Here is an 18,141-nt window from a genome sequence, read left to right on the forward strand (position 1 = left end):
GATGGGTCTTTTGGAAAGTTCGCTGTATGAATTTTATAAAAAGAAGCTTATCCTAAAATGACTGCGCTGGCAAGCAGAGCACCCAGAACGGCGCCGATCAATGGACCGACAACCGGAACCAGTGCGTAGCCCCAGTCAGAGGAGCCCTTGTTCGGAATTGGCAGAATGGCGTGAGCAATACGGGGAGACAAGTCTCTGGCAGGGTTCATGGCGAATCCGGTGGTACCGCCAAGCGAGAAACCACAGGACATGATGATGGCATAGACAAAGAAATAATTCAGGCCGACATCACTGACGCCGCTCATACCTGCATGGCCGATTGCGACAATAAAGAATACCAGTGCGAAGGTTGCTGCGGCTTCGCACAGGATATTCTGGGGGATATTACGGATCTGAGGACCTGTACAGAAGGTTCCTCTAATCGTATCCGCATCTTCGGTGGCAGCAAATTGAGGTCTGTAAACAACCCATACGAGGATTGCGCCGACTAAACCGCCAAGCATCTGTGCAAGAATATAACCCGGAACAGATGCCCACGGGAATGCACCGATCACGGCTAAGCCGACTGTCAGAACAGGATTGAAATGTGCACCGGATTGTGCACCAAAGGCCATGGCCGGCAGCATAACTGCAAGACCCCAGCCAAGCATAATATAAACAGCACCAGCGCCTTTAAAGCCGGACTTGTTCAAATTGACCGCGGCACAAACGCCGTCGCCTAATAATACAAGCAGCGCTGTTCCGATAAATTCTGACATGTACGAAAGCATTGTAACTTCCATGTTTTTCCCTCCTTATTCAATGATAAATAGAAATAATAGCGTTTACACAAGAACAAAGCCGAAACGGTTTTGCGACTATGTAGTAATAAGAACGATACAGCGTTTTCTTTCGCTACATATATAATACACCCATTTGAGATAAATTCATATTGAATTAAGGTTATAACAGATATAACCTGAAATTATGTTAAAGTTGAAGCCCTGCGAGTGTGCTTTACTGAAAATGCTTTACGGCATTATAAAAACAGCAGATCCGGGAATCTGCTGTTTCATCAGTGTCTTATTTGTTTTTGCGCTCGGCATCATGCTGCTTAACGTCCTTTGCCATCTGGCGCAGCGCATCGAGCGTGGATATTTCGTCCAGATCTGGCGTCAGTGTTTCGATGGGTTCTTCAGGATCCGGCGCCGGTTCTGGCTTTTGGGGCTGGGCCTTGGGTTCCGGCCGCGTCTGCGTTTTTTCTCGGGCTGGTGCTTCGGGGGCGGGAGGGGTATCCTCCAGATCGTCCATCGCTTCACCGCTCAGGCAGCTGGAGATCAGGTCCTTGAGATCGAGTCCGGTGCCATCCTTAACCGCGTTGAAGATCTGGCTGGCGGCGCCAGTGACATCCTGAACCATCTTTGTTTCGTTTCCGTTGCCGTACATGGTGATGGAGTCCACCTTTTCCATGGGTTTGGCGGCAGCTTCCACCATTTCCGGCAGCTTTTCGATGACCATCTTGACAACAGACGGTCCTGTCATCTTACGCATGGCCAGGGCTTCCTTTTCGATGGCGGCCGCCTTGGCCTCACCGATGGCCCGAATCCCTTCGGCCTCCTTCTGGCTGGCGTAGAGCTTGGCGTCGGCGTCAAATTCCGCCTTGGCCTTATCGGCTTCGGCCTTCTTTCCAATATCGGCCATATATTCATTTTCACGGATACGGATTTCCTGCTGCTTCAGCTCGACTTCCTTCTGGGCTTTGATGATTTCAACTTCCTGCTGCTTGCTGACCAGAGCCTTGTTCTGTTCTTCCTTTTCGATGTCGTAGGCCACATCGGACTGTGCCTTGGCGATGGCGCTCTCACGGTGGTAGCCCGCGATCTGAACATCTTTTTCCTTGGTTTTTTCTTCGACGGCTACCTGGTTGGCCAGCTCGATTTCCTTGCTCTCACGTTCGGCCTGGGACTGCTTGATCCGTGATTCCTTTTCGGCCTGGGCTCTCGCCACATCGGCTTCTTTTTTGATTTCGGCAGAGTTTTTAACCGCCAGGTTTTTCAGAACCTCATTGTTGTCCGTAAAGGACTGAATGGTCAGGTTAATGATTTCCATGCCCATTTTCTGAAGGTCCTCCTCGGCAGAGGTGACACACTGGTTGGCGAATTTTTCACGGTTCTGGACAAGGTCCTCAACGCTGAGGCCGCCCATGCCGCTTCGGATGGTGCCCTCCAGAATCTGCTTGACCATGTCACGGATTTCGTCAATGCGCTTGGTCGAGAACTGTTCAGCGGCCAGCAGCAGGTATTCGGGCTTGCTGGAGATTTTGACATTGGCCACGGCGTTGACCTTGACGCCGATGTAATCCTTGGTGGGAATATATTCGGAGGTGTCAATATCCACCTGCATGGTGGACAGGCTCAGGCGGTATGCCTTTTCCAGATAAGGGATAACGATTTTTGCACCGCCGCCCGGCACCACCTTGATCTTGCTGGTGCCGATCACATTTCCCTGCGCGTCCTTGATGGGGTGCGAAAAAGGTGATGAAATCAGCAGTGCCTCGGATGGCGGGGCCTTTTTATAGCCGGTCATCAGTAAGATAACCACGGCGATGATAACAATACCGATAATAATAAATGTAAGCATAATAATTTCCTTCCTCTCAAAAAATTCTGTGCTTAACGCGCGTCTTCAGGGTCGATCTTTAATTTGTAGGTTTCGGGATTATCCGCCAGTTTCTGGATCAGCACCTTGCACGTAATACAGAGCTGAATGGTTTCAAAGTTTTTGTTTTTTTCCGCCAGATCCTGAACCTTATTGATCTCATCCCAGGTCAACAGGCGGAGTTCTTCTGCTTCCTTCAGCGTATAGGCAGATTTGTCCCGGATATAAGGCAGGACTTCTTCAATTTTCACGGTTTACCTCCTGTTAATAAAAATAACCATTTCAAACACCTTAATTTCTTATATCTCCTTTCTTAACCTTATTATAGCACGTCCGTCTTGGTTTGTGGTGCTTTTCTAAAAAATTAGCAATCATTGATTTAAAGCGGTGATTAGGGTAAAATAGAAAAAGACGGCAGCTGATGGCGGCGGCGCTGCAAAAATGTGAAAAAAGCCTAAATTTCAGCGCGCTTTCACGAACCGTTCATAAAACCGTCACATTCTCCATTTAGAATAAGGCTATCAACAAAAATAAAAGCGATAAGCGGCTTAAATAAATGGAGGATCCAATGAACGATCAATATACAAACAATCAGTTTACAAACAATAATGATGAAGAACCCAAGGTAGAAAACGCTCTGGTGCCCATTGAGAGCAGCCAGAAGAAGAAAAAACGCTTTGCAGGTAAAAATGGTTTCGCGAAGAAAACAGGGACCATGATGGCAGTGGGGCTGGTGCTTTCCGGCGCCTGCGGCTTTGGCGGCGGTATGCTGGCCAGCAATCTGGGCGGAAACAACAAAAGTGTGATGTACCAGTCGGTGGAGCGCACCAGCACCAACTCCAGTGAGAGCAGTAATTCCGGGGCCATGACCACTCAGCAGATCGCTGAATCGGCAGGGAACTCGGTGGTTGAGATCAAGACCGAAACGGTGACAAAGGACAGCCGTCTGCAGCAGGCCGTGTCTGAGGGCGCAGGCAGCGGCGTCATCGTCACCAGTGACGGCTATGTGGTGACCAATAACCATGTCATCGACGGCGCCAGCAAAATTACCGTAACGCTGAAATCCGGCGAAAGCTATGAAGCCACTCTGGTTGGTACAGACGCCACCTCGGATGTGGCGCTGCTCAAAATCAACGCCAATGACCTGCAGCCGGCCGTTATGGGCGATTCGGACAAGCTGAGTGTGGGCGAAACTGTTGTGGCCATCGGGAACCCGCTGGGTGAGCTGGGCGGCACGGTCACCGATGGGATTATCTCAGCCCTGAACCGTGAGATTACCATCGACGGCGACACCATGAACCTGCTTCAGACAAACGCCGCCATTAATCCTGGCAACTCCGGCGGCGGCCTGTTTAATGAATACGGCGAGCTGGTGGGAATCGTGGACGCGAAGTCAACCGGTACCGGCGTGGAGGGCCTTGGTTTTGCCATCCCGATCAATGATGTGAAAACAGTGGTAGAATCCTTATCCCAAAACGGCTATGTGAAGGGCCGCCCGAGCCTTGGCGTGTCTCTGGTGGATGTCAGCTCGGCTGAAACCGCCATGCAGTACCGCGTGTCTGAAATGGGCGTGTATGTGGCAAAGGTCTCAGATAACTCGGGCGCGTCCGCTGCGGGTATTCAGTCCGGCGACATGATTACCGCGATTGACGGCACGGCCGTTTCAAGCGCGGCGGATGTCAAGACGGCCATTAAGAGCCACCAGGTGGGCGACACCGTTAAAATCGAGGTACAGAGAAACGGCAGTATGCTGACCTTAAACGCGACGCTGGGAGAGGAAACACCAACCACGAATAACTAACAGAAAAAAGAGGTAAAGAAATGTACCGGATTTTAATGGTTGATGATGAGGAGAAAATACGGGCGATCGTAAAAAAATACGCGGAGTTTGAAGGCAACGAGGTCGTTGAGGCCGCCGATGGTATGGAGGCGGTGGAGCTGGCCAAAAGCCAGGACTTTGACATCATTATTCTGGATATTATGATGCCGGAGCTCGATGGCTTCTCAGCCTGCAAGGAGATCCGCAAATATAAGGATACGCCGGTCATCATGCTCTCCGCCAGAGGCGAGGAGTATGACCGGATCCACGGCTTTGAACTGGGCATTGACGACTATGTCGTCAAGCCCTTTTCGCCTAAGGAGCTGATGATGCGTGTGGGTGCGATTCTCAAAAGGAGAGGCGGAACACAGGAAAACAAGGATGTGGTAAAAATTGGAGAGCTGGCGGTGGACTTCGCTGGCCGCCGGGTTACAATTGCCGGAAAACCGGTTGAGATGACCCCGAAGGAATATGATCTCTTTTTTTACATGGTGCGCAACCGGGGCATTGCCCTGACGCGCGAAAAGCTTATTACCAACGTCTGGGGCTATGATTTTTACGGTGACGACCGGACCCTGGATACCCATATTAAGCTGCTGAGAAAAAGCCTGGGGGATTACAGCAAGTGTATTGTCACACTGCGTGGAGTAGGATACCGCTTTGAGGCTTAAGAATACCAGCATCAAATGGAAGCTCTTTGCCTATATTGCCCTTTTTGCGGCGGTAATGATCTTTGTAATCTGGCTGTTTCAGATCGTTTTTTTGAACGGCTTTTACCGCCAGACAAAGGTCAGTGAGCTCAAATCACTGGCCAGTACGATTTCTGCCAACATTGACAGCAACGATTTGAGCAACATTGTAACCGAGGTGGCGGGGCGGAACAATATCTGTGCCAAGATCACCAATACCAGCAGCAATGTGGAGATCAATGTGGATACGGTTCCCCGCTGTATGCTGCACCAGATGACCACCCAGGATCTGGCAAACCTGTATTTACAGGCTAAGCAGCACGGCGGATCTTATTTCGAGAGCTTTTCCAAGGACAGCTACCAGCTGATAAACATTCAGAGCAGCGACGGCCGCCAGGGGGTCATCCCTGAAAAAAAATTTGAGCGGGATGAAAATCTGATTTATACCCAGATCATCACCGACAACAGCGGCAGCCAGTATGTGATCATGCTCAATACGATGATTTCGCCGGTCAACGCCACCGTGCAGACTCTGCGTTCTCAGCTGTTTTATATCAGCCTGGTGTTCATGGCGCTGGCCCTTATCTTTGCGGCCATTATGTCACGCAAGGTTTCAAAGCCCATTATCAAGATCAACGAAAGCGCCAAGGAGCTGGCAAAGGGCAACGTCGAGGTGCATTTTGCCGGAGAGGGCTACCGGGAAATCACAGAGCTCAACGATACCCTGAACTACGCGGCTGAGGAGCTTTCCAAGGTAGAAAGCCTGCGGCGTGAGCTCATCGCCAATGTTTCGCACGACCTGCGCACTCCGCTGACCATGATCACCGGTTATGCCGAGGTGATGCGGGATATTCCGGGTGAAAACACGCCGGAAAACGTGCAGATCATCATCGACGAGGCCAACCGCCTGACAAGCCTGGTCAACGATATGCTGGATATTTCCAAGCTGCAGGCTGGCGTACAGGTTTTAAACGAAGTTCCCTATAACCTGACCGAAAGCATCCGCCGGATTTTAACACGATACACAAAACTCACCGAGCAGGAGGGTTATCATATACGGTTCGAGGAGGACAGGGATGTCTTTGTAAAGGCCGATGAGATTAAAATGGAACAGGTCGTCTATAATCTGGTCAACAATGCCGTTAATTATGCCGGCGAGGATAAAGAGGTGATAATCCGCCAGACCGTTTCGGCAGACAGGGTGAAGATCGAGGTGCTGGACCACGGCGAGGGCATCGCGGAAGCGCTGCTGCCCTATGTGTGGGACCGCTATTATAAAATTGACAAAGCGCACAAGCAGGCCTCCATCGGAACAGGACTGGGGCTCTCCATTGTTAAGAATATCATGGAGCTGCACCATCTGCGCTTCGGCGTCAACAGCGCGCCGGGCATGGGCAGTAACTTCTGGTTTGAGATGAAGATCATCGAGGACAATACTGAAAAAAATGAAAATTAGCGTTGATTTTACAGGCGTTTTGCGGTATACTTACTAAGCTACTAAGCCAGATAATCGCGGGCAGCGCAGGCTGTCTGAGGAAAGTCCGAGCTCCACAGAGCAGGGTGCCGGGTAACGCCCGGTGGAGGTGACTCCAAGGCAAGTGCAACAGAAAGTAAACCGCCGGCCTGGCCGGTAAGGATGAAAGGGTGAGGTAAGAGCTCACCAGTGGCGAGAGTAATCCGTCAGCTATGTAAACCCCACCTGGTGCAAGACCAAGAACGGATGTAAAAAAGGCGGCTGCTCGTCGCCGTCCAAATGGTAGGTCGCTTGAATCCACTGGTAACAGTGGATCTAGACAGATGATTATCTAAGACAGAACTCGGCTTACAGACTTAGTAACGAAGCCCAAAAGATTAACCCATACAGACAGCCCTTATCCGGCCAGACTGCGTGGGTTTTTTCTTTTTTTACGGATTATGTTTATAATGACCGCTCCCGGGTATAAATATTACTGAGCACACATACCTCTTACTTAAATTAATTAATCTCTCTCCCAATTTACTCTCCCCAAGAGTTGCCCCTGATCTTTGGATCAGGGGCTTTTTTAATAAAAGCTTCAACCCTTACCCATGCTGGACACAGAACCTTCATTATTTTTAAGATAAACGCCAGCCGGCTTGGATTTATGCAGAATATTTGTTCAAATCTGCTTGCTTTTCAAAACGAATGTTTGTATAATAGAGAGGTAATCACTTTTCTTTGAGGGGGATAATCCAGGTAAGAGGACAGAATGGAGTGATCTTGCGCAGTGGCCGCAACGGTTTCTGCGCATTGGTTGAAGCGCTCCGTTCGTCTGAGCGGTCCGGTCTTTGGCTGTTTTCTGCCATTGCTCTGGAACGCGGGTACCGGTATATTTACAGATGGGTTATCCCCTTTATCCTGAATTTTTTAAAAGAGCAGAGAATACAGGCACGGCCCTTTGGTCCGGGTAAAAGCCCCTGGAAGAGAAGCTGGTTTAAGCCGCTTACAGGGACAAAAGCCGGATCAAATGGTTTTTTAAAATTGAGCGCTTAAAGTTGAACTTTTTGTGTAATTAAGTTATAATTGAATAAGATATGAATAAGAATTATTTCGAAATGGTTTTAAGATATATTTAAACCACTTTAAGGGAGCTATTTATGGATATTCAGCCAGAAAAAAGAAAAATACTGATCGTCGACGACATGGAGCTGAACCGCGCGCTGCTGTGTGAGATGTTCCAGACGAAATATACCATCTACGAAGCTGAAAACGGCGCACAGGCCCTGGAGATCCTCGAGCGGGAGGGCGAAGATATCGCTGTCGTGCTTCTGGATCTGATCATGCCAGTACTTGACGGCTTTGGTGTTCTGGCGGAAATGGAACGGACGAGCCTGGCCGGCCGCGTGCCGGTCATTATGATCACGGCTGAAAACAGCGAGGGGGTTATGCAGCACGGTTATGAGATGGGGGCCGCCGACATTGTCACCAAGCCCTTTAACCCCAATATCGTGATCCAGCGTGTCCACAACATCATTGAGCAGTACACCCAAAAGCTTCACCTGCGGCAGCTGGTAGCGGAGCAGACCAAGGCGCTCCGTGAGCAGGCCGAGAAGATGCGCGAAAACAGCGCGCAGATGATTGATACCCTCAGCAGCATTATTGAATTTAAAAACACCGAATCGGTATCGCATATTCACAATGTGCGTGTAATCACCCGTCTGCTTCTGGCCGAGTTTGCCAAAAACCACAGCGAATACGGCCTGTCTGATGCGCTTATTGAAATGATCTCCGAAGCGGCGGCCATGCACGATATTGGCAAGGTGGCCATCCCGGATAATATTCTCAACAAGCCCGGACGCCTGACCGATGAGGAATTTGAGGTTATGAAAACCCACACCTCCCGCGGCAGCGAGATTTTGATGGAGCTGTCCGGCGTGCAGGATCTGGCTTACTATGACTACTGTTATGATATCTGCCGCCACCATCATGAGCGGTGGGACGGGGGCGGTTACCCCGACGGCCTGGCAGGAAATGAAATTTCCATCTGGGCCCAGGCCGTTTCACTGGCCGACGTCTACGATGCCCTGACCAGCAAGCGGGTTTACAAGGATGCCTACACCCATGAAACCGCGGTTCAGATGATCCTGGACGGTGAGTGTGGTGTGTTTAACCCGCAGCTCATCGATTGCTTTCTGGCCGCGCTTCCGGAGCTCAACCGTTCCATGAAGGGCGGGGAAATGCTGGCGTCTACGGTAACAGCGCCCGGTGAGGTCACCATACCTGAGAAAAAGAAAAAAGAAAACCACAGCGACCTGTCAAGCCGGACCCTATACCTGTTAGAACAGGAGCGCCAGAAATATCAGATTCTGTCGGACCTTTCTGACGAGCTGATTTTTGAGTATGACCTGAAAACGGATAAGCTGGTTTTTTCGGACCGGTTTCAGATATTAACCGGAAAGAGCCCGGTTTTTCCACAGATCAGCAAAATTATGGCAGACGAGTCGGTCGTCAACAGCGAGGACCGCAAGCGTCTGTTCAAAATGCTTGAGCACATCACGCCAGACAAACCGAAATGCAAGGCTGAGCTGCGCATTAACCTGGACGGCGGCGGCTTCCAGTGGCACCAGGTATACCTTTATCCCATCTGGGATATGGAGTTTGAGCCGGTGTGCGTGAGCTATATCGGCAAGCTGATCAACGTTGAGGAGAGTAAGCAGCGCAACCTGCTGCTCAAAAGAGAAGCGGAAAGCGATCCCCTTACCGGCCTGCTGAACCAGAAAGCCATGCGTGAGCAGTCGATTCTGGTGCTCAAGGACCGGCGCGTATGCAACGCGGCCCTCTGCTTTGCGGATGTCGACAATTTTAAAGCGGTTAATGACGAACGCGGCCATCTGTTTGGGGATATGGTGCTCAAGGAGGTGGCGGAGGTGATCACCAGCAGTGTGCGCCATACCGATCTGGTCGGCCGTGTGGGCGGCGATGAGTTTCTGATCCTTTTCCATGACATTATTGACCAGAGGGATATTGAGAGACGTGTCGCAGCCATCAGTAAAAAACTGAACGAACGTTTTGACAACTACGGCATAACCGGAAGTCTCGGCATTTCCCGCTATCCTCAGGACGGCGAGGATTTCGATACCCTTCTCCAAAAAGCGGATCAGGCCCTGTACCATTCCAAGGATTTGGGTAAAAACCAGTATAAGGTCTACGATGTCAGCTGTGCCAACCGGCCGTTCAGGTCCTCCCTGACCCGGGTCGATAATTACAACGAAAAAATTGAGGAAATGGCCAGAGAGCTGAAAAATATTACCAGCAGTTGAGCAGAGCGGGCGTATGTCCCTCTGCTCTTTTAGGTTAAAATAGAAGAACCCATCAAACAAAAGGAGCAGAATGCCATGAAAAAATACAACTGGGCCATTGTCGGAACTGGCGTTATCAGTAACGAGATGGCGCGAGCGCTGAAACAGGAAAACGGTGAAATCTACGGTGTGTACAACCACCATGCGGAAAAGGGCCGGGCCTTTGCGGAGGAATACGGTGTTCAAAAGGTTTTTGACAGCGAGCAGGCCCTGCTGTCCGACCCGTCTGTGGACATCGTCTATATCGGTACGCCGCACAATTACCATTATGATATGCTGATGAAGGCTGTCGGAGCTGGAAAAAACGTCTTTTGCGAGAAAGCCATCACCGTAAACGCCGAACAGCTTGAAGCAGCAGCGGCGCTGGCGCAGGAAAAAGGGGTGACGGTCATGGAGGGCATGACCATCTACCATATGCCGCTGTACCAGAAGCTTAAAGAAATCGTGGACTCCGGAGCCATCGGCCGGGTGAAAATGATACAGGTCAACTTTGGCAGCTGCAAGGAATACGATGTTAAAAACCGTTTCTTTGACATGGCGCTGGCCGGGGGCGCGCTTCTGGACATTGGTATTTACGCCATGGCCTTTGCGCGGTTTTTTATGGAGCGCCAGCCCAATGTTATTCTGACCACACCGCAGTACTTCGAGACCGGTGTGGATGAGCAGTCCGGTATTCTTTTGAAAAACGACCGGGGACAGATGGCGGTCAGCGCTTTGAGTATGCGGGCTAAGCAGCCTAAACGGGGCGTGGTGGCCGGAGAGCTGGGCTACATTGAGGTCGACAACTACCCCAGAGCCCAGAAGGCTTCTATCACCTATACCGCCGACGGGCGGCGGGAAGAAATCAAAACGGGCAGAACAGAGGACGCTCTGCGCTATGAGATCCGCCATATGCAGGAGGCCGTTGAGGCTGAGGCCGGAACCAGCCCCCTTGCCCTGAGCCGTGACGTGATGGAAATCCTGACGGCTGTGCGCGGGCAGTGGGGCATGCAGTATCCCTTTGAGCAGTAAAGCGCTGCGGAAGGGGCACGGCACATTTTTGCGCTGTGCCCCTTCCGGTTTAAAACACGGGTTTGGCAGGGGATCGGAACTTGATATTTGAGCCTGATTGTAGTAGAATAAGTAATATCTAATTAAGAATACATTCACTTTACAGATTATGTCGCTAAAGTATGCTGACCGATTACATTTCGTCCAGCCGATTACATTAGCCGGTCAGCATAAACCAATAATCCCGAGAATCAACGACCTGAGACATAAAGCAGACGGGGGAAGGCAGCGATGATGAAATTATTGAAAAAGATCCGTTTTACAACCATTGTGCTTATTTTGGGCGCAGCGCTGATCGTCAGCAGCGTTTTCTCATTACTCACGATCCAGAATTTAGAGGGAAATGCCCGCGTGATCAATTATACTGGCATTGTCCGCGGGGCGACACAGCGCCTTGTAAAGCAGGAGCTTAACAATGAGCAGAACGACCAACTCATTGCCAGGCTGGACGTTATTTTAGAGGAGCTGCAGAACGGCGGAGAAAAAAACAGGCTGATCAGGCTGGACGACGACGCCTACCAGGCCCTTGTGAACCAGCTGCAGAACAAATGGGCCGCCCTTAAAAATGAGATTTACAATTACCGCGCCGGCGGAACAGCCGAAGGACTTTACAAAATCAGTGAAGAATATTTTGAGATGGCCGACCAGACCGTTTCCGCTGCCGAGCAGTACACAGAGCAGGCGGTAAGAAGCGCGAAGTACTTCCTGCTTTTGGTCACCCTGATCTTTCTGGGCATGGTGGTGGCCTGCGCATTTTTTGCCTCGTCCCAGCAGAAACGGCGCGAGAAGCTTCTGGCGGACGAGAAAGAATCTCTGGAAAGGCAGATTCACTTAAACCAGATGCTGAATGATATCCGGGCGCCGCTTGACGAGCTGCCCGAGCTCATGTATATCTCCGACTTGGAAACATACGATCTGCTGTTTATTAATAAAGCGGGCAGGGATACCTTTAACTTTAAGGACACAGAGAGAAAGAAGTGCTATGAGGTTCTTCAGGGGTTGGACGCGCCCTGCCCCTTCTGTTCAACGCCAATGCTCAAGCCTGAGGAATACTATAACTGGGAGCATACCAACCCTGTAACCGGAAAGCACTATCTCCTTAAAGACCGGCTGATCGAGTGGGAAGGCCGTTCCGCCCGGTTTGAGATCGCCTTCGACCTGACCGAGGCAATGAAGGAGAAGCAAAACCTGAAAAATATGCTTGAAACAGAGCAGGTTATTGTGGAATGTATCCGCGACCTTTACCAGAACCATGACCTGACCCAGGCCATCCCGCTTTTTCTGGAGCGTGTCGGGAATTTTATCCAGGCAGACCGCAGCTATATCTTTGACCTGCGGGGGGACTATTTTAAGAACACCTACGAATGGTGCGCGGACGGCGTTGTGCCGGAGCAGGAAAACCTGCAGAATATTCCCAATGCATATATTGACCGCTGGCTGAAAGCCTTTGAGGAGCAGGAATGCATGGTGGTGGAGGATTGTGAGACCATCAAAAGCATCGCGCCTGACGAGTATGAGCTTCTGGCGGCCCAGAGCATTGAACGGTTTGTGGTGGTTCCGCTGGAGCGCGACGGAGAGCTTTACGCCTGTGTCGGTGTGGATAACCCGCCGCTGGAGATGATGCAGAACGCCACGTCCATTTTACAGACCCTGCGCTATTTCCTCATGCTGGCGATCCGGCGCACCGAGGATGAGGCCGAGCTCGCCAAGCTGAGCTACTACGATACCCTGACCTCTTTTTATAACCGTAACCGCTACATACAGGACCTAGAAGCGTTCGCCAGCTATGAGGGGCCTGTCGGTGTTGTTTTTCTGGATGTCAATGGCTTAAAGGCTGTAAACGACCAGTATGGCCACGGCAAGGGTGACCAGCTTCTGGAGGAATGTGCCCGCTGTATCCGTGAGGGCTTTGGCGAGAGCAATTTCTACCGTGTTGGGGGCGATGAGTTTGTCGTGCTCTCCACCGGGGACAGTGAAGCGGTATTTCTGGAAAGGACTGAAAGGCTGAGGGCTTATTTTGACCGTGTTTCCTGTATCAGCGCTGCCATCGGCGCCTGCTGGACCCGGCAGGGGGCCGGAATCGACGCGGCTGTTGCCGCGGCGGATGAGCGGATGTACGCAGACAAGCAGGCCTTTTATCATGAGCACCAGCTGTCCAAGCGCTACCGTTATATGAATGACACCGCAAGTCATGCTCCGGAGGAACCGGAAGAAGAAAAATAGACCAAAGAAAAAAGAGCACGGCACATTTCTGCGCCGTGCTCTTTTCTGGTTCTGCCCTCACATCAGATGCGTGCTCTCCAGCTTTTCTGTAAAGGTATGGTTCAGCCGGATCACGGGTTTTCTGAGCACGAGGCCCAGGAGCAGGGAGGGAATCAGGAAAGCCGCCAGGTAACCCATCTCGATCCAGTAGGTGTTCTGATACATGCCGGCAATACATTCGCGCATGGCGTTCATGCTGTGGGCAAAGGGCATGAGGGGATACAGCCTCTGGAAAAACGCCGGGAGCAGCTCGATGGGAAAGCTGCCGCCGGAGCCCGCCACCTGGATAACCATCAGGACAACGGCAATGGCCTTGCCCACGTCGCCGAAGGAGACCGTGAGGGTGTAGATGAGATTGACGTAGACAATGCTCGTGAGCCAGCCTGTCAGCAGGAAGAGCACGGGATGCTCACACTGGATTCCCAGGAAGAAAAGGTCCCCCAGAACAATGATGGTGCTCTGGACCAGTCCCAGAATCAGAAAGGTGATGTACCGGCCAAAATAGGCGTGGTGGGGCCTGAGTGAGAGGGCCTTTTCGGTTTTTTCCGAAACACTGGTGCTGATCATGGCCACGAGCACCACGCCGCCGACCCAGATGGCCAGCGTCGTGTAGAAGGGCGCCATGGCGGAGCCGTAATTATCGACCGGATAAATTTTTTCGGTTTCCAGCTCGACCGGGGCAGCCAGGAAGGTGCTGAGCTCGGCAGGGCTGCCGGAGAGCAGGGTCTCGATTTCGGCCATATCACCGCTGGCGGCGGCCTTTTCCACCTCCTGGAGCACATTGTAAAGCCGTGCCTTCACGGCGTCCAGCTGGTCGGCCGAGCGTGTCAGCAGGTCCTCTGCCATGCTTAAATTCGAGCCGGTCTCACCGGAAAGGGTGGCAATATCACGGATACTGCTGTCCAGCTGGCTGAGAATACCGGCCACCTCACCGCTGCCAAAATCGAGGCTTGAAAACAATGTGCCCAGCTGCGGCTGCAGGTTTGTTTTATAGTCGGTTTCCGCGTCGCTGATGACTTTGCCGACCTCAGCCGCCAGGCCCTTGAGGGCTTGATAGTCCGTCTCCGCCATTCCGGCGGTTTCAGAGATTTTACCCACGGTTTCGGTCAGCTTATCCCGCAGGGCTTCCTGCTGGCGGATGATCTGATTGAGCCGGCCGATCACAGGCTGAAGCGCCGCCGCCATATCGGGGACAGCATCGCTGAGCTTTTGCAGCTCGTCCCTCAGGCTGGTGTTGTGATTGATGAGCAGCTGAACCTCATCGGCCAGGCTGTCCAGGCTTTTGGCCGCCCCGCCGGCGTTTTCGCCAACCGAGGCAAAGGCCGTGTCGATTTCGGCCGAGATCTTCCGGTAGCTTTCGCCGCCCACGTCAAAGACCGTCTCAATGCCCTGGGAGGCTGTGTCCACAGCGCCCTGGAGCCCCCGGGCCGTGCCCTCCGCGTCCTGCAGAATGCCGGAGCTTTCATAGACCGCGTTTCCGGAGGTTTCTAAAAAGCCGGCGGTCGAGGTCAGAACCTTTCGGGTGGAGGCGGTCATGCCCGCAAAGGCCCGCACGGTTTTTGCGGCCGTTTCAACCTCGCCTTCGATGCGCTGGAGGTTGGTCTTAAGATTGTCCGTCAGGGACTGGCTGCCCTCCTTGTCTGCGGACCGGTAGACGGACTGCAGCGCCTCGAGGGCGATCTCGGAGACCTTTTCCACAAAGAGGCTGTTGACCTGTTCCTGGACAGCTGTCGCCCCCTTGTCGGTCACTTTTGGGGCGATGGCGTTTTCCTTTTCGTTGGTGTAATAAATGATGGCGCTCTTTTTAATATCGGAGGAAAACAGGCTCATGATGTTGGCGCTGAAATCCTGGGGAATGACAATGGCAGCGTAATAGGCGCCGGACTTCACCCCCTCCAGGGCTTCGTCTCTGCCTGTAAACTGCCAGTCCATCTGGTCGTTGGCCTTTAGGGCGTTTACCACCTCGTCGCCCACGTTCATGCTCACGGAGAGAAGCTCACCCTGATAGCCGGCATCGGTGTTGGCCACCGCGATTTTTATGTCCTTTGTATTGCTGTAAGGGTCCCAGCTACCCGCGATATTAAACCAGGCGTACATGGCAGGCACAACGCAGACGCCCATCACGACAATGAGGGCAATGGTATTGTTGCGGATACGGCTGACATCGCCCGTGAATATTTTTAAGATTTTTTTCATTTTTCAGTCCCTTTCCAGTCGTCCTTAAACATCGCCCGGATTTCCTCGTCGGTCATACCGCAGAGCTGCTGTTCTATCTCAAACTGCTTGCGCATTTTATCCCGGAAATACTCCAGGCAGATGAGGTATACCGAGATACCGATCAGGGATATAATCCACAGCACCAGATAAATGATTTTGGAGTCCAGGCTGAACATCAGCACCATGAAAACAAGGGGCAGGATAAACATCAGCAGGAAGCCGGCCTTTATCTTTTTGCGGTAGCTTTCCTCAAACGCCGCCTGGCGGGCCTCGCGCTCAGCGGCGGTCCGGCCCTCCAGAGCTAGCGCCCTGGCGATGATGGAGATAGGGTCCTTTTTCCGCTCAATGCCGCCCTCTGTCTCACTGACCATCAGCCCGGTCTCGGAAAGCCGCCGGTCAAAGAAATGGTTCAGGTTTAAGAGCAGCGGCCTGAGCCCCAGGCCGATCACCAGCGCCACAGGAACAAAGAGAAGCAGGTGGAGCAGGTCGGAGGCATAGTGGGCCGCATAAACGCCCGCCACAGCCTCACGCATGGCGTTAATGCCATAGGTAAAGGGCAGCAGGGGATGGACAGCCTGAAAGAAGCCCGGCGTCATCTCGATGGGGTAGGTGCCCGCGGAGCCGGGAATCTGCAGAATGACGAGAATCACGCAGATGGCTTTTCCGATGTGCTTGAAGGTGACCGAAAGCGCGTAGATCAGGTTCACGTAGACAAAGGAGGCCAGCAGTCCGGCGAAAATAAAGGCCCCAGGGCTTTCACACTGGATTTTCATCAGCAGCAGGTCTCCGGCGCACACCACAAGCCCCTGCAGCAGGCCCACAGTGATGTATAGGAGCCAGCGGCCGAAGTAGGCCCGGGTGGGCGTCAGGTTTTTAATGCTTTCGTCCTCGTCCACCTCCAGCTTAAAAATGGCGATGAGGACAATCCCGCCGACCCAGATGGCCAGATTGCTGTAAAAGGGCGCCAGGGCAGAGCCATAGTTGGCGACCGGATAGATTTTTTCCGTCTCAACCTCCACGGGCGACGCCATGAAGTCTGCCACCTGCTCCGGCTGGATACCGGTGGTTGAAAGGAAATTCTGATACAGCCTGGAATTTTTAATGGCGTTCAGATCAGTGGCGATCCGGCTGAGCTGCCCTGTGAGATCGGCCAGCACGCCCTGGGTGCTGTCGAGGGCATTCCCGGCTTCTGTCAGGGCTGTGCCCAGGTCATCGAGGATTCCCTGCAGCTGGTTGGCCGCGGGAGTGACCCCGGACAGGATCCCGGAGGTTTTTCCGGAAAGGAGGGCAAAGCTGTCGAGGCTCTGGTTAATTTGAGGCAGCAGAGTCTGCTGAAAGCGGGTGTTTACGCCGTTGAGGGCTTCGCCGCCGTCAGAGGTGATCTGATTCAGGTTTTTGCGCGATTCGGAGGTCTGGGCAATCATGTTTTTTACACTGGTATTGCCCGCTTCCAGACGGTCCAGAATTTTCTGCTGGTTTTCGGCCTCGGCCTCCAGAGACTGGATGAGCCTGGACAGCTCGGCGGAGGGGTGGTCTTCATTGAGCTTTTTCAGGGCGTCCACAATCTCCTGGTTAACATCCAGCATTTCCTTTGCCGAGGTGATGCCGCTCTCAAACCCGGCGTTTATCTCAAGGGCCTGGGCCTCCAGGTTCCCCAGCTGAGACGCGGCCGTCCCGTTGATCTGTCCCAGGACACTGTGGCCCTGGTTCAGGATGCCGGACAGGCTGCCGGAAAACGTCCCGATGCTTTCCCGGCTCTGGCTCAGGCGCGCCTGGGCGCTTTCCAGGCCTTTCTGGCCGGAGGCGGCAGCGTCCTTGAGGCTGTCGAGGGTCGATCGGCCGCCGTCGATGGAGCTCTGACCCTGAGCGATGGTTCCCCTGAAGTTTTTCAGCAGCACACGGTAAGTGTCCAGATCGCTCCGGGTGGTATCAATGGCGGTGGTAATGTCCGCACTGGCCTGGTTGAGCTTTCCGGATATGCCTGCCGCCGAGGCGGTTATGGCCTTGGACACGCTCTCGGAGGCCACTGCGGAAAAGGTGTTTTTGATTTCTTCTTCCAGCGTCTGCGCGCCAGTGTCTGTGATCTTGGGCGCGATGGCGTTCTTTTTTTCGTTGACGTAATAAATAATCTCGGATTTTTCAATCCGCCCGTTTAAAAACTCGGTCAGCCGGGCGCTGAAATCCTCGGGAATGATGATGGCTGCGTAGTATTTACCAGATTTCACCCCTTCGACCGCTTCGCCGGTATCGACAAAGGTCCAGCCGAGCTGGTCGTTTTCCCGGAGGTTCGCCACGATCTCGTCCCCGGCGTTGAGCCTGCCGGTGACGGCATTGCTGGTTCCGGCATCCTCGCTGGCCACAGCGACCTTGAGGTTTCTGGTATTGCTGTAGGGGTCGTAGTTCGCGCCGATGTTAAACCAGGCATAAAGGGAGGGAATGACAATAATGCCGATGGTTACAATGAGCGCAAAGCGGTTTTTACAAAGCCGCCGGACGTCCCGCTTAAAGATATTCCATATTTGTTTCACGTTACACCTCTGCGATATGATTACAACATATTCTAATTTTTAATAGTCTTTTTGTCAAGTTTAAACGCCTTAAACGCCTCTTATGCAAAGGGCCGTAAGGCGTGTTTTTTAAACGCCGCTT

General features: G+C 52.6%; 11 protein-coding genes and 1 other RNA gene. 7 read left to right on the forward strand and 5 right to left on the reverse strand.

Features of this window, described 5'->3' with window-relative positions:
* Positions 1 to 47: 47 nt before the first annotated feature.
* The 3 genes from I2B62_RS03935 to I2B62_RS03945 all read right to left on the reverse strand — a co-directional run bounded on the left by I2B62_RS03935 (position 48) and on the right by I2B62_RS03945 (position 2,888).
* Positions 48 to 770 (reverse strand): MIP/aquaporin family protein, encoded by a 723-nt coding sequence (locus I2B62_RS03935; RefSeq protein ID WP_195267961.1) that lies wholly within the window; start codon positions 768 to 770, stop codon positions 48 to 50.
* Positions 771 to 1,062: 292 nt separating this feature from the next.
* On the reverse strand, positions 1,063 to 2,619 hold the full coding sequence (locus tag I2B62_RS03940; protein ID WP_195267660.1) for a flotillin family protein: 1,557 nt from the start codon (positions 2,617 to 2,619) through the stop codon (positions 1,063 to 1,065).
* A gap of 32 nt (positions 2,620 to 2,651) precedes the next feature.
* A complete protein-coding gene (locus I2B62_RS03945; RefSeq protein ID WP_195267661.1) occupies positions 2,652 to 2,888 on the reverse strand; it encodes a hypothetical protein in 237 nt (78 codons plus the stop codon).
* A 317-nt stretch (positions 2,889 to 3,205) separates the two neighbouring features.
* On the opposite strand from I2B62_RS03945, the gene I2B62_RS03950 reads away from it, so the two are divergent.
* The 7 genes from I2B62_RS03950 to I2B62_RS03980 all read left to right on the forward strand — a co-directional run bounded on the left by I2B62_RS03950 (position 3,206) and on the right by I2B62_RS03980 (position 13,236).
* Entirely contained in the window at positions 3,206 to 4,438 is a 1,233-nt protein-coding gene (locus I2B62_RS03950; RefSeq protein ID WP_195267662.1) for a trypsin-like peptidase domain-containing protein, read from the forward strand.
* A 20-nt stretch (positions 4,439 to 4,458) separates the two neighbouring features.
* A complete protein-coding gene (locus I2B62_RS03955; RefSeq protein ID WP_195267663.1) occupies positions 4,459 to 5,127 on the forward strand; it encodes a response regulator transcription factor in 669 nt (222 codons plus the stop codon).
* Positions 5,117 to 6,601, forward strand: a complete 1,485-nt coding sequence (locus I2B62_RS03960) for a HAMP domain-containing sensor histidine kinase (RefSeq protein WP_195267664.1) — start codon at positions 5,117 to 5,119, stop codon at positions 6,599 to 6,601. Before I2B62_RS03955 ends, I2B62_RS03960 begins: the two co-directional genes overlap by 11 nt.
* A 38-nt stretch (positions 6,602 to 6,639) precedes the next feature.
* Positions 6,640 to 6,986, forward strand: an RNA gene (rnpB, locus tag I2B62_RS03965) — RNase P RNA component class A.
* Positions 6,987 to 7,761: 775 nt separating this feature from the next.
* On the forward strand, positions 7,762 to 9,924 hold the full coding sequence (locus tag I2B62_RS03970) for a diguanylate cyclase (RefSeq protein WP_207735928.1): 2,163 nt from the start codon (positions 7,762 to 7,764) through the stop codon (positions 9,922 to 9,924).
* A 75-nt stretch (positions 9,925 to 9,999) separates the two neighbouring features.
* Complete coding sequence (locus tag I2B62_RS03975; RefSeq protein ID WP_195267665.1) at positions 10,000 to 10,974, forward strand: Gfo/Idh/MocA family oxidoreductase; 975 nt, start codon at positions 10,000 to 10,002, stop codon at positions 10,972 to 10,974.
* A gap of 270 nt (positions 10,975 to 11,244) precedes the next feature.
* Entirely contained in the window at positions 11,245 to 13,236 is a 1,992-nt protein-coding gene (locus tag I2B62_RS03980; RefSeq protein WP_195267666.1) for a diguanylate cyclase, read from the forward strand.
* Positions 13,237 to 13,293: 57 nt separating this feature from the next.
* On the opposite strand, the gene I2B62_RS03985 is transcribed toward I2B62_RS03980, so the two are convergent.
* Positions 13,294 to 15,471 (reverse strand): YhgE/Pip domain-containing protein, encoded by a 2,178-nt coding sequence (locus I2B62_RS03985; RefSeq protein WP_195267667.1) that lies wholly within the window; start codon positions 15,469 to 15,471, stop codon positions 13,294 to 13,296.
* Positions 15,468 to 18,020, reverse strand: a complete 2,553-nt coding sequence (locus I2B62_RS20765) for a YhgE/Pip domain-containing protein (protein WP_195267668.1) — start codon at positions 18,018 to 18,020, stop codon at positions 15,468 to 15,470. The genes I2B62_RS03985 and I2B62_RS20765 overlap by 4 nt, the downstream gene beginning before the upstream one ends.
* Positions 18,021 to 18,141 lie beyond the last annotated feature (121 nt).

Origin of the sequence: Eubacterium sp. 1001713B170207_170306_E7 (assembly GCF_015547515.1) — a bacterium.
Classification (GTDB): Bacteria; Bacillota; Clostridia; order Eubacteriales; family Eubacteriaceae; genus Eubacterium.